The sequence below is a fragment of the Rhizobium sp. CG5 genome (assembly GCF_023701945.1).
In the GTDB taxonomy this organism is placed as follows: Bacteria; Pseudomonadota; Alphaproteobacteria; order Rhizobiales; family Rhizobiaceae; genus Allorhizobium.
In genome coordinates, this window is the sequence record NZ_JABAEF010000007.1 from 190,537 (window position 1) to 203,860 (window position 13,324).

General features: G+C 60.9%; 11 protein-coding genes. 7 read left to right on the plus strand and 4 right to left on the minus strand.

Annotated elements, in window-relative coordinates; all coding sequences use genetic code 11:
- Nucleotides 1-37 precede the first annotated feature (37 nt).
- The 3 genes from HGO38_RS13815 to HGO38_RS13825 are packed head-to-tail and all read right to left on the minus strand — an operon-like array spanning nt 38 to nt 3,415.
- Entirely contained in the window at nt 38-1,687 is a 1,650-nt protein-coding gene (locus tag HGO38_RS13815; RefSeq protein WP_250956477.1) for a bifunctional 3-(3-hydroxy-phenyl)propionate/3-hydroxycinnamic acid hydroxylase, read from the minus strand.
- A complete protein-coding gene (locus HGO38_RS13820) occupies nt 1,684-2,547 on the minus strand; it encodes a fumarylacetoacetate hydrolase family protein (RefSeq protein ID WP_250956478.1) in 864 nt (287 codons plus the stop codon). Before HGO38_RS13820 ends, HGO38_RS13815 begins: the two co-directional genes overlap by 4 nt.
- A gap of 16 nt (nt 2,548-2,563) precedes the next feature.
- Nucleotides 2,564-3,415: a VOC family protein gene (locus tag HGO38_RS13825; RefSeq protein WP_250956479.1), complete on the minus strand. Its 852-nt coding sequence runs from the start codon at nt 3,413-3,415 to the stop codon at nt 2,564-2,566.
- 266 nt (nt 3,416-3,681) lie between these two features.
- Here HGO38_RS13825 and HGO38_RS13830 point away from each other — a divergent pair, with 266 nt between their 5' ends.
- Nucleotides 3,682-4,434 (plus strand): IclR family transcriptional regulator, encoded by a 753-nt coding sequence (locus HGO38_RS13830; RefSeq protein WP_250956480.1) that lies wholly within the window; start codon nt 3,682-3,684, stop codon nt 4,432-4,434.
- A gap of 20 nt (nt 4,435-4,454) precedes the next feature.
- On the opposite strand, the gene HGO38_RS13835 is transcribed toward HGO38_RS13830, so the two are convergent.
- Complete coding sequence (locus HGO38_RS13835) at nt 4,455-5,075, minus strand: TetR/AcrR family transcriptional regulator (protein WP_250956481.1); 621 nt, start codon at nt 5,073-5,075, stop codon at nt 4,455-4,457.
- Between the two features lie 93 nt (nt 5,076-5,168).
- Here HGO38_RS13835 and HGO38_RS13840 point away from each other — a divergent pair, with 93 nt between their 5' ends.
- The 6 genes from HGO38_RS13840 to HGO38_RS13865 all read left to right on the plus strand — a co-directional run bounded on the left by HGO38_RS13840 (nt 5,169) and on the right by HGO38_RS13865 (nt 13,322).
- Nucleotides 5,169-6,635 carry a carotenoid oxygenase family protein gene (locus tag HGO38_RS13840; RefSeq protein WP_250956482.1) on the plus strand — a complete coding sequence of 489 codons (1,467 nt, stop codon included), beginning with the start codon at nt 5,169-5,171 and terminating at the stop codon, nt 6,633-6,635.
- A gap of 301 nt (nt 6,636-6,936) precedes the next feature.
- On the plus strand, nt 6,937-8,409 hold the full coding sequence (locus HGO38_RS13845; protein ID WP_502941556.1) for an aldehyde dehydrogenase family protein: 1,473 nt from the start codon (nt 6,937-6,939) through the stop codon (nt 8,407-8,409).
- A 157-nt stretch (nt 8,410-8,566) separates the two neighbouring features.
- The gene (locus HGO38_RS13850) at nt 8,567-9,790 is read left to right on the plus strand and encodes an MFS transporter (protein ID WP_250956484.1); all 1,224 of its coding nucleotides are present in this window, start codon (nt 8,567-8,569) and stop codon (nt 9,788-9,790) included.
- Nucleotides 9,791-9,814: 24 nt separating this feature from the next.
- Complete coding sequence (locus tag HGO38_RS13855) at nt 9,815-10,843, plus strand: SphA family protein (RefSeq protein WP_250956485.1); 1,029 nt, start codon at nt 9,815-9,817, stop codon at nt 10,841-10,843.
- Nucleotides 10,844-11,207: 364 nt separating this feature from the next.
- Nucleotides 11,208-12,425 carry an ABC transporter substrate-binding protein gene (locus HGO38_RS13860; RefSeq protein WP_250956486.1) on the plus strand — a complete coding sequence of 406 codons (1,218 nt, stop codon included), beginning with the start codon at nt 11,208-11,210 and terminating at the stop codon, nt 12,423-12,425.
- Nucleotides 12,426-12,461: 36 nt separating this feature from the next.
- Nucleotides 12,462-13,322, plus strand: a complete 861-nt coding sequence (locus tag HGO38_RS13865; RefSeq protein ID WP_250956487.1) for a branched-chain amino acid ABC transporter permease — start codon at nt 12,462-12,464, stop codon at nt 13,320-13,322.
- The last annotated feature ends 2 nt before the right edge of the window (nt 13,323-13,324 follow it).

The window sequence follows — 13,324 nt, forward strand, 5'->3', positions numbered from 1 at the left end:
TCCGGTATGGACGTTGCGGGCTGAAGGCGACAGGCTGTCAAAGGGCTGTCGCCCGCACTCCCTTCTCTTCGTCAAGCGTGGTCGCCTGAAGGGCGCTCGTTTCCGTCGTCAAGCGCGTGATCATCGGTATCAGATTGGCCAGCGATCCGACCGGTTCGATGGCGGCAACGTAACGGTCGCGGCGCAGCAGCAGGGCGTGGCCGAGGCATTCGCGGAACGGCTTTTCCGAGAAAAAGCGGCTCTGATCGCGCACGATCGGGAAGGCCGCCGCGACAGGGTTCATCCATTCGGGCGTCAGGCCGATGACCTCGCTGCCGAGCGCGCGCAGCCGCTCCAGCATGTCGTCGTCTACCCATTGATCCGGCATTTCGGCAAACACCAGGACGACGGGACGATCGGGAAGGCAAGTGTCGAACAGGATCTGCTGACGGTCCAGCGTTGCCACGATCGGCTGCGGGATCATCCGGCCGATGGCGGCAGCACCGGGACCGTTTATAACCGGACGGATCAGCCCGGCGGCGAACTTTGGCTTTGGCTTGTATTTCATCTGGGCGAAATAATCGCGGGCCGGGCCATAGAGGCCTAACAGCCGGAAGCCGGCCCGGATCATCGTGCCGCGCGGCACGGAAACGGGCATCATCACCTTGCCCATGCGCAGCGCCAGCTCGATCATCGACCAGGCATGGGGTTTGCGCTCGGTCTCGTAGCTGTCGAGCAGCGGCTCGGGGTCCGCCATCCGCAAGGCTTCGTCGAGTTTCCATGCCAGATTATGGGCATCCCGCAGTCCGCTGTTCATGCCTTGGCCGGCAAACGGCGGGGTCAGGTGGGCGGCGTCGCCAGCGAGGAAGACGCGTTTTTCGCGCCAGCGCGCCGCGATACGCGCATGGAAGGTATAGACCTTCTGACGACGGATCGGTTCGTCTCCGTCCGGGCCGACGTCGGCCAAAAGTTTGCGGGCAAAGCTTTCCTGTTCGGCCTCTGCGATGGTTTCGCCGGGATTGAGCTTGAACTCGTAGCGCCGGATGCCGCCAGGGCCCGGCAGGGTGATGGCCGAACGACGCGGATCGCAGAAGACCTCGGTGTGAAAACACCGGTTGCGGGTCGAGTGTAGATCGACGATCAGCCAGGGTTCCTGAAAGGTCGATCCCTCAAGCGGGATATCCAGCGCCTTGCGGACGGCCGAGCGCCCGCCGTCGGCAGCGACCATGTAGCGGGCACGCAGCGTTCGCGTCTGTGTGCCCTGCTTCACCTCGGCAAGAACATGATCGCTCATCTGCGAGAAGTTGACCAGGTCGACGCCGAAGCGCGCCGTGACACTTTTGTGCCGGGACAGCGCCTCGCGCAGGGTTGCCTCGAAGAGCGGCTGCTCGAAGGCGTTGCGCTTGTCGAACCCATATTCCTTGACGAATGGTTTGACCTCGGCGAAGCCACGCCCGTCGGGTCCCCGGTAAATGGACCCGTATCCCTTCACCGTAATCGCCGCGATCTTCTCGGCGAGACCTGCGGCCTGAAGCGCCCGCAGGGATTCGTCGTCGATCGACACGGCGCGGGGTTCCGGCACCGTCGTTTCGTTGCGCTCGATCAGGATCGTGCTCACTCCCATCGATCCCAACAGATTGGCCAGCAGCAGCCCGGTGGGGCCGGCGCCGACCACCAGGACGTCCGTTTCCTCCCGAGCATCGTTCATGGCGCGATCGCAGCCTCTCCGGCAATCGGGTTGACCAGCTGTCCCAGCTTGCTGATTTCGACTTCGATCACATCGCCGGCCTTCATGTAGAGCGGCGGCTCGCGCCGATCGCCGACGCCGCCCGGCGTGCCGGTCAGAATGACATCGCCGGCCGATAGCGGCGTGTAGGTCGAGATATAGGATATCAGCCGCTCGACCGGGAAGATCAGGTCGGCAAGCGTCGCGGACTGCATGATCTCGCCGTTCAGACGGGTCTTGATAGACAGCTTGGTGTAGTCACCGACCTCGTCCGGCGTGACCAGATAGGGGCCGAACCCGCCGGTGCCGGGAAAGGTCTTGCCCGGGCCGAACTGATGGGTGTGGCGCTGCCAGTCGCGAATGGTGCCGTCATTGTAGCAGGCATAGCCCGCGACATGGGAAAGCGCCTTGTCTTCCGGGATAGAGCGTCCGCCGCGGCCGATGATCACGGCCATCTCACCCTCGAAATCCAGTCGGTCCGAGACCGTGGGCACGATCATCGGCTGGCCATGGGCGATCTGGCTGTCGGCATAGCGCGTGAACATGGTGGGGTGCTGGTTGTCCGGCCGTTTGGTCTCGGCGCGGTGGGTCTCATAGTTGAGACCGACGCAGAGGATCTTTCCCGCATCCGGGATGACCGGCAGAAGCGTGACATCGGCAACGGTAAAATCCGGACGGCGTCCGGCGACGAACGCCACGGCCGCATCGAGCAGGTCGGCGGCAAGGAAAGTCTTCAGGCTGTTGATGCCGGATCCCAGTCGGTCGGTCAGGTCGATGATGCCATCGTCAACCAGCGCGCCGAAGCCGCATTTGCCCAGTCGTACAAAACTCATAAGCTTCATGATCTGTCTCCTCCCGTTACGATCGCAGGATCGCCCGGCCCCATTTGTTGAGCGTGCGCGGATGCTGCGGCCAGTCGATGACCTCGCGATCGTAGATGGTCTCAAGCTCGCCCGAGATCTCGATCCAGTTGCCGTCCGGGTCGGTGTAGAAGACGAAGAGATTGTTGCCCGGACCATGGCGGCCCGGTCCCCAGGTCAGCAACACATCGTTGGATGCGAAGCGGTCGCAGAATTTCTTGATATTCTCGAAGGTACCGGCCTCGTAGGAATGATGGTCGACGCCGGTGCGATCGGATTTGAAGCAGGCAATGGTGTGGTGCTCATGGTTCGATGTGGTGAACACGGTCGCCAGATCGCCATTTTCGTGCAGGACGCGGTCGGACAGGAAAAAGCCAAGCTTGTCGACGTAGAATTCCTTGAAACCCTGGACGTTCTGGCTGGCAAAGGTCAGGTGCTGGGTCGGGGCATGGATGCCCTCGCGACCTGGCGCATAGGCAATAGTCCGGTCGGAGCCGACGCCAAAGCAGATCAGATGGCCGTCGCCGTCGCGCACGGCAAACGCGCCCTCTTCAAAATAGGGAGAGACGCTTTCGAGGATCTCCACGCCATTTTTCTCGGCGTGAAGGCGCAATCCCGCCAGCACGTCGGCATTGCGGCAGGCCATGCCGGCATAGGCGAGCGCCTTGTCCTCTCCCTTCACCGCGACGAAGCGGCGAAGCGGTCCCTCGCAGCGATATTCGTCCGGCGATACTTCGATCAGCTCCATGTCCATATTGGCGGCATAGAAGCTCGCAAGCCGCTTCGGGTCTGAACTCTCAAAGGCGACGTGGTGCAGGTATGCACCAGCCTGAACTGCGTTGTATGTCATCGGATCCTCCAATTGCTTCTCAGCAAAGTTATCGAAAAAACCCAATATGGCAATAGGAGAATGCCAAAATTATTATATTTTGATAATTACGATTGCTCACGATTGTGAAATCATCGGTTCTTGCCGCCAGTGAGGCTTGCGCCGGCGATGGCGCCCTGGCTCAGCTGGCGTGACAAAATCATCCGTGCGGATTGACTTCGGCGCGTGTCAAATGCGAACAAGAATGCACTTGAACGCTCTTATTTGGCATTTCCTAGGAAGAGATCATGGCGGGACTCGACCGGTTTGTCGAAATTTTGAGACTTTTCGATGAGCGCAAGCCGGACTGGACGATCCAGGAAATGGCCGGCGCCATGAATGTTCCGGCCAGCACCGTCTATCGCACGGTCCGTGAATTGGTGGGGCAGGGGTTTCTCGATCCGTCGATCGAAGCGCACTACCGCTTGGGTGCTGCCTTCATCGAATTCGATCGGCGCCTGCGCATTTCCGATCCGTTGATCCGCGAGGGAGATCCGATGCTGGCAGATGTGATGGCCGCGGCAAATGTGCCCTGCGTCGCGGTGCTGGCACGGCTTTATCGCGACGAGGTCATCTGCGTGGCGGATCGCGCGACCCAGGACGTGGCCGTCGAAAGCAGTTACGAGCGGGGTCGTCCCATGCCGTTGCTGCGGGGGGCGACCTCCAAGGTCATTCTGGCGCAATTGTCGAAGGCGCGGCTCGGCAAGGTCATCAAGGCAAAGGGCCATGAGCATGTCCTCAAGGAGGAGGCCGTTGCCGAATTGTCCGCCATTCGACGCCAGGGTTACGCGATTACCCGGAGTGAGGTCGATAGCGGGCTGGTCGGTATTTCGGTGCCGGTCTCCTGTCCGGAGGCTGCCATACACGCCAGCATGAGCCTGATCATCCGCGCTGCCGATAGCAGCGAGAGCATCGAGCGGCGGCTGTTGATGACCATCATGCCGGCCGCCGATCTGCTGTCCCGCAAGCTGCGCGACATCGTCCCGAACGCATCGGCCTGATGGCTGAGAGCGTTCCGTGCCTATCCGTCGTCGACTGCGCTGCGCGCGAAGCTCTTTAAAAAGATCCGGCAGGCCGGTTCGACATTCGCCATGATTTCCGCATCGGTGACGCTGCTGCGGATCGCCCAGAAGGCCTGTTCGACCAGACGGGCCTCGCAGAGCGCCTTGAACCTCCAGGCGGCTTCGGTGGCGTCGGCGATATCCAGTTCCCCAGCCTCGGCAGCCTGCTGCAGGATGTCCGCGATGACGCCGATCACGCCTCTTGGGCCGTTTTCGTAAAAGATGCGCCCCAACTCCGGGAAGCGCACGGCCTCCGCGATCACCAGCCGGTTCACTGACATGATCTCGTCCGACAGCAGGAAGCGCAGATAGTTGCGACCGAGCGCCCGGAGCTTGGCGTCTATGCCCACGCCGTGATCGGGAAGGGCTATGAATTCCTGCCATCGCATTTGACCTGCTGTGACGACAAAGGCAGCGAAAAGCTCTTCCTTGGAGGCGAAGTAGCCGTAGAGCGTGCCTTTGGAGCCCCCGACCGCTGATGCGATCGTTGCCATGGAGACGGTGCCGTAGCCTTGTGAGCGGAAAAGCTCGCCGGCAATGGCTATGATTTCATTTCGTTTCTTCTCGGTCTTGACGCGCATGGCTGCCTTATAAACGTAAAGGTCAGTACTGTTAAGTTGACAAACTGCAAAGTTTATAATAGTACACATTGGTACTGTTATGGGGAGGATTCAATGACAGCACCATTCCCGAATGCGCCCGAGTTCACCGGCGCATTGTACACGCCTGCCCGATTCGAGGGCGAGATCTTTGATCTGGAGATCGAGGGCAAGGTCCCCGACGAAATCGACGGGACATTTTTTCAGGTGGCGCCGGATCCGCAATATCCGCCCATGCTCGGCCAGGACATGTTCTTCAACGGCGACGGGGCCATCAGCGCCTTTGAATTCAAGAACGGTCATGTCGATTTCAAGCGACGCTATGTGATGACGGAGCGGTTGAAGGCGCAGCGGGCGGCAAGAGCCTCGCTGCACGGCGTCTACCGCAATCCGTATACCAACGACCCGAGCGTTTGTGATCTGAACAACAGCACCGCCAATACCAATGTGGTCGTCCACGCCGGCAAGCTTCTGGCGCTGAAAGAGGATAGCGCACCCTATGCGCTCGATCCGATCACCATGGAAACCATCGGCCTGTGGGATTTCGACGGCCAGTTGACGAGTGCCACCTTCACGGCCCATCCCAAGATCGACCCGGCGACCGGCGATCTGCTCTGTTTCGGATATGAGGCCAAGGGCGACGCGACGCCGGACATCGTCTATTACGAGATCGATGCCAAGGGGCGGATGAAGCGCGAAACCTGGATCGTTGCGCCCTATGCCGCCATGATCCACGATTTTGCGGTCACTGAAAATTACGTCATATTCCCGCTGATGCCGCTGACCTCCGATCTGCAGCGCCTGAAAGACGGTGGCAAGCATTTCCAGTGGCAGCCGGGTCTCGATCAGCTGTTCGGCGTGCTTCGACGCCACGGCGATGGCCGCGACATACGCTGGTTCACGGCCCCCAACGGGTTCCAGGGCCATACATTGAACGCCTTCGATGACGGCGGTCGCATCTACATCGACATGCCGATCACCAGCGGCAACATCTTCTATTTCTTTCCGCAGGCCGATGGGAAAGTTCCGCCACCGGAAACGCTGTCGTCCAATATGATGCGGCTGACGATCGACATGAACGGGCGCAGCAACGGGTTGGACATGACGCCGCTGACGCGGTTTGCCTGTGAGTTTCCGCGCAGCGACGACCGCTATATGGGACGGCCCTACCAGCACGGCTTCGTCATTGCCATGGACCCGACCAAGCCCTTCGACGAGGCGCGTATCGGACCGCGACCCTTCCAGTTCTTCAATCAGCTGGCCCATATCAACGTCACGAACGGTCAGACGAAGACCTGGTTTGCCGACGCGCAATCCTGCTTTCAGGAGCCGATCTTCGTGCCGAAACATGCGGATGCGCCAGAGGGCGTCGGCTATGTGATCGGCCTGTGCAACCGTCTGGCGGACCGCACGACCGATCTTCTGGTGCTGGATGCCCAGCAGATTGACGAGGGGCCGATTGCCACGATCAAGTTGCCCGTGCGGTTGCGGATGTCGCTGCATGGCAATTGGGTCCCGGGCGCCGTGCTCCGGCCCTCCTGAGGGTTTTTGGCCTTAAAGATCAGCGCTGGCGGGTGTGAATCTCGCCAATCGCACGATCGATATTTAAATCCGGCAGGATCCACAGACCCCTAGGGCTGAGTGGATGTCGATATCTATTATTATCGAATAATGATAAATATTATTTTCATATAAAATAGTTTTATCAAAATATGATAATGGTATTGACGAATGGTAAATCCGGTGCCTAAATCACCGGCAGGAGGAGCCTCAAGACATTATTTGTCACCACATCTTTGCCGGACAAATGGTGTGGGTGAGGGCCGCACAAGGAGGAATTGCTTTGCAACACAATAACGAACAGCCTTCATCCAGGCCCGCCTACAATGGGTTTGACGGACAATATATCGCCGGTCGATGGATCGCCGGCACGGCGGGCTCGACCACCGTTGACAGAAACCCCTATGACGATTCTGTCCTGGCGGAAATTTCCCAGGCGAGCCTGGCAGATCTCGATCAGGCCTTTCATGCTGCCAAGGCGGCGCAGGGAGCCTGGGCGCGCACGCTGCCCAGCGAGCGGGCATCGGTCTTTCTAAAGGCCGTCTCGGTCATGGATGCCCGCAAGGAGGAAATCGTCAGCTGGCTTATCCGCGAGTCGGGTAGCTCGCGCATCAAGGCGGGCGTCGAATGGGGCGCGGTGCGGGCCGGCATGCTGGAGGCGGCGACCATGCCGGCCGCAGCCCAAGGCCATATCATTCCCGTCGACAAGCCCGGCAAGGAAGCCCGCGTCTATAAAAAGCCGGTCGGCGTCGTCGGTGTCATCAGCCCGTGGAATTTTCCGCTGCATCTCTCCAACCGTTCCGTTGCGCCGGCCTTGGCGCTTGGCAATGCGGTGGTGCTGAAGCCGTCGAACGACACGCCGGTCACCGGTGGCCTGCTGCTGGCGAAAATCTACGAGGAGGCCGGACTGCCGGCCGGCGTCCTCAATGTCGTCGTTGGCAGTTCCGCGGTGATTGGCGATGCCTTTTCCCGGCATCCCGTGCCGCGCGTGCTGACCTTCACCGGTTCCACGCCCGTCGGCCGTCACATTGCGCAAGTGGCGGGGGAATCGTCCCTTTTGAAACGGCTGGGCCTCGAACTCGGTGGCAATGCGCCGCTGGTGGTGCTGGACGATGCCGATCTCGAAAAGGCGGTCGGTGCCGCCCTGATCGGCAGGTTCATGCATCAGGGCCAGATCTGCATGAGCACCAACCGCATCATCGTCGACGCTTCGATCTATGACCGCTTCGTTGAGGCCTTTACCGAAGCGGTCAAGACGGTGAAATATGGCGATCCGAACGATCCTCACACGCTGGTCGGCCCGCTCTGCAACGACAGCCAGTTGCGCAACGTGACGGACAGCATTGCCCGTGCGCGCCAAAGCGGATTTCGGGAATGCGTGTCGGGCCCTATCGAAGGCCGCGTGGTGGCGCCGCATGTCTTTGCCGACGTGACGAACTCTTCGGAATTTGCCCGCCACGAGATCTTCGGCCCCGTCGCGCCGATCATCAAGGCGGCCAACGAGGCGGAGGCGCTGGCCTTTGCCAATGACACGGAATTCGGTCTTTCCAGCGCGGTCTTTACGCGCGACGAGGCCCGCGGCCTGGCATTCGCCCAGCAAATCGAGGCTGGCATGACCCATATCAACGACATCACGATCCATGATTATCCGCATGTGATGTTCGGCGGCGAAAAGAACTCCGGCCTCGGCCGCTTCAACGGCAAATGGATTATCGAGGAATTCACCACGGATCACTTCATCTCGATCCAGCGATAAACGGCTCGGCGCCCGCGGAGGACAAGGGCGCCGGACCACCTTTTTGAGCCGGCGGGTCGCGCTCGGCACTGAGACGTCATTTACGCACAAGGACAAACAGTTAGCCCTTCGCCTTGCGAGGGAAGGATGACGTGTGCCCTTTAAGGAGGAAGAGAGCATGCAGAAATTCGAAGCCAGCGCCCGTCATGGGTTGCTGCTGGTCGCGGTCGCGTGGCTGGCGCCAATAGGATCCACCCTGTTCGCGCCGGTTCTGCCCCATATGATCGCGCATTTTGCCGACGTGCCGAACGCCGCCCTGCTCGCGCCGATCGCTCTGGTCACGCCGGCCCTTTTAGTGGCCCTGCTTGCCCCTCTTGCCGGCATGCTGACCGATCGCATCGGCCGGCAGCGCATCCTGATGGCGTCACTCGCGCTCTATGCATTGGCGGGCGTCGCACCGTTCTGGCTCGACAATCTTTACGTCATCATCCTGACCCGGGCCGTGGTCGGGATCGCCGAAGCGGGCGTCATGACGGCCAGCACCGCCCTTATCTGCGATTATTTCACCGGCAGGCGGCGGGCCCATTGGCTCTCCGTGCAGTTCGGATCGGCCTCGCTTGTCGCGACGGTCTGCTTCGTGCTCGCCGGAATTCTGGGGGGCTACGACTGGCGTGCGCCGTTCCTGGTCTACGGAGCGACCGCCCTGTTCATTCCGCTGATCTTCTTGATCATCTTCGAGCCGGTCCGCGGCGCCGGGAATGAGACACCGGCCCAATCTCCGCAGGAGGATGACCAGCGTCTGTTCACGGCGCGGTTCATCGGCTGCCTGGGGATAACGCTGGTGTGCGGGGCCCTGTTTTACGTCACGCCCGTCCACATCTCGCTGGTGCTCAGCGAGCGTGGCATTGCGGATCCGGCCATGCTGGGCCTGGCCAGCGCCATCGGCTCGCTTGGCGTGGTGGCCGGGGCAACGATCTTCCGCTTCCAGTCCAAACGTTCGATCGGGATCCTGCTGATCGCGGCATTGGCGGCGCAATCCTTGGGCTTCGTCATTCTCTATACGCAGCCGTCACTGATCGGCGGAGTTGTCGGCATGTTCATCAACAATGTCGGCTGCGGTGTCTCGCTGCCTCTCGTGCTGGCCTACACGATGAGCAGGCTGCCCAATGCGTATCGCGGCCGCGCCTCCGGAGCCTGGACGTCGATGTTCTTTATCGGCCAGTTCGTCTGTCCGCTCTGGGTCTCTGCCGTCTCCACGCTGGGCGGCGGCATGGTCGCCGCAATGGCGTTCTTCGCCACGTTTACCGGGTTTGTGGCGCTTCTTCTCGTCATGGGTTTCGCATCCGGCCGGGCGTTGCGCGAGCCTGCGGCAACCGGTGCGCCCATCATTGCGACACACTGACATCTTTTTAACGGGGGAACTGAAATGGCAAAACGAACAGCAAATACCGGGTGGGGCTCTGCTGCTCTGTCTGGACTGTGTCTTCTGGGGACCATCTCTGCCGCGCAGGCAGCCGAATTCTACCAGACCACGACGCCGGGGGCGACCACAGACATCAGGGCAGCAGAACTGCCGCCGGAGGCCGGCTTCTATGCGATCGGCGGTCTTTGGGGCAATTGGCGCGATCGGCTGAACGACGGGGACGGAAACGCGATGTTTCCCGATACGGACGAGACCCTGTTGCAGGGGCAGTTGGGGGGACTCTATGTCTACCCAGGCGAATACCTCGGCGGACGAATGGCCTCCTCGCTGATCTTCGCCTACGGCAAGCATGACATGACCATTACCGAGACGACACCGGCAGACCTCAGCAGCGAGACCACCGGTTCCTTCGACGCCTATTCCGATCTCTTCTTCTGGTCGAAGAGCTGGTACGAAGGCCCACCGCCCGGCGCGCCGGGCCAGCCGAAGCCGACTGCCGACTTCGTGCCGCCCATGCCGGTTGGCTTCACGCTCGGCCTCGGCCTCGGCGTCACCATTCCGATCGGCGTTTTCGACAATCAGGAAGTCGGCAATCCCGGCTTCAACAATTGGGTGCTGTCGCCCAATGTCGCGTTCACCTATCGAACCAGGCCGATCCTGCTGGATGCCACGGAATTCTCGGGGCGGGTGTACTACAATCACAACTTCGAGCGGGAGGATTCGACCGGCGGCTTCGACTATCGAGACGGCGACTATCTCTCGGCGGATTTTGCGGTGACCGAGCGTTACAATCGGTTCCAGTTCGGTCTGGCCGGAAACGTCCGCTGGCAGATCGAAGACGACGAGGGGTCGCCGGCCATACCGGCCTCCGACGGACAACGCCACAAATCGATCCGGCTGGGTCCGATCCTGGCGATCGATTTCCCGGAACAGCGCACGACCGTGTCGCTGAAATACCTGACCGATGTCTATACCCGCAACGCTTTCGACGGCGACTATCTGCAGTTGAGCTTCATTCGTAAGATCTGGTGAGACCTCTTGCCTGCCTGCTCGCAACATGGGGGGAATGCCACCGGTTGCGAGCGGGATGGCGGCCTAGCCCCATGTTTTCTGCTCGATTTCCATCACGTGTATTCGTTATAAATATCGAAAAACGATAATTGTGAAAAAATATCCATAATGAGATAGCGTAATTTGAGAAACATCTTGATCTTTATCAAAATCTGAGAATACTCAAGGGCGTCGCTGGGCACCGGCCTGCATCGGGAGGTGGAGGCCGGAGCAAAGGCAGCGGCAAAGCGGAGATTGTTCCGGAATCGGATGGATTCAGCGCACGAATGACCGCGTCTAGTGCCGGTTGGCTCATGTCTGAAGAACGCTCTTGGGAGGAGATAATATGTCGACAGGATTGCAGTTGACGCGCCGCAGGGCGCTTGGCTTGTTTGCCGCCGCGCCATTGGCCGGTTGGGCCGTACAGGCGCGCGCCGCCGGCGCACCGGTCAAGATCGGGCTCGTGCTCACCATGTCCGGCCCGTTCGCATCGAGCGGACAGATCATGGCCAATGCGGCGAAGCTCTATCTGGAGACCGAGGGCAAGAAGGTACTGGGCGACATTCCGGTGGAACTCGTCATCCGCGACGATGGCGGCGCCAATCCTGATGTGGCCAAGCGGCTGGTGCAGGAACTGGTGACGCGCGACAAGGTCCAGTATCTCGGCGGGTTTCAATGGACGCCGAACGCCAACGCCATTGCGCCTTTGCTCAAGCAGGCGAAATTGCCCTGCGTGCTTTTCAATGCATCGGGCGCCAACACGACCCAGCTTGCGCCCTGGTTTGCGCGCACCGCCTTTACCCACTGGCAGGTAAACCAGCCGCTCGGCGAGTGGGCGGCCGGCTCAAAAGGCTTCAAGAAGGCCTACCTGCTGACCACCGACTTTGCTCCGGGGCATGATGCCGAAGAGGCCTTCACGAAAGGCTTCACGTCAAAGGGCGGCGAGGTCATCGATTCGGTGAAAATGCCGATCCAGAGCCCGAACTTCGTGCCCTTCCTGCTGGCCGCCAAGAATGCCAAGCCGGACGTGGTCTTTGCCTTTCATCCCGGCGGCGTGCAGGCGTCGGCCTTCATGCGGGCCTGCCAGGAAGCGGACCTGCGGGGCGCCGGCATCCAGCTCGTCGGCCCAGGCGACCTGACCAGCGACGAGGAACTTCCCAATATCGGTGCTGCGGCTCTCGGCGTCATTACCGCCGGGCAATACAGCATGGCAGGAGACCGTCCCGCCAATCATGCCTTCGTCGAGGCGTGGAAGAAGGCCTATACGTTTTCGCCCGTGCGGCCCAATTACATGGCAGCCGGTGCCTATGACGGCATGCATCTGATCTGCACTGCGATTGCGGCAACGGCCGGAACCGCAGACGCCCCTGCCGCCATGGCGGCCATGACGACATTCAGCGCCGAAAGCCCGCGCGGCCCGATTTCGATCGATCCGCAAACCCGTGACATCGTCCAGAACATCTACATTCGCGAGGTTCGTGAGGTTGGCGGCGAACTGGCCAATGTCGAGATCGAGACCATTCCGGGCGTCAAGGATCCATGGAAGGCGGAACATCCTCTCTGATATTCCGCCAAACCTGTCGGTTCCCTGGAGAGACGCATGAATACAGTGGTCGAAATCGCCTTTCAGGCGCTCGCGTATGCGAGCGTCCTCTATCTCATCTCGGTCGGGCTCTCTGTCACGCTCGGTCTGATGGGCTTCGTCAATCTGGCGCATGGCGTCTTCGCGATGGCGGGCGGCTATTTTGCCGCCGTCGCGATCGCAGACTGGGGCGCGCCCTGGCTCGTCATGCTCGTGTGTGCGCCGCTGGCCGTTGCCGTGCTGGCGGCGGTTGCCGAAAAGACCCTGTATGGGCGTCTCTACAACCGCTCGGAGCTTGATCAGGTGCTGTTCTGCATCGGCCTGATCTTTATCGTCGGGGCGTTGGCCCGCATGTTTTTCGGACCCTTGATGCGCCCCATCGACTTGCCTGAAAGCCTGATGCAGAGCGTGGCGATCGGACAATCCTCGTTCTATGTCTATAAACTGGTCGTCGTCGGCATCGGCGCCCTGACCGCTGGAGCCATTCTGATTGCGCTGGAGCGCACAAGGATCGGCGCCGTCATTCGCGCCGCAGTCGAAAACAGGGGCATGGCGGAGTCCGTCGGCGTGCGCACGAAATTCGTCTTCACCGCGACTTTCGCCTTCGGGGGCGCGCTGGCAGCGCTCGGCGGCATGCTGGGAGCAGATGTGTTCGGCCTCAACCCGTCCTACGCCCTCGACATTCTGGTCTATGTGCAGATCGTCGTGGCGGTGGCCGGTCTCGGCACGCTGCGCGGCTCCTTCATCGCAGCCCTGCTGGTCGGCATCATCCAGACCGTCTCGGCCTATTATCTGCCGGCCTTCGGCACCTTTATCCTCTTTCTCGCCGTCTTCGTCCTGCTGCTGTTCCGGCCGCGCGGCCTGTTCGGAAGGATCTGAAC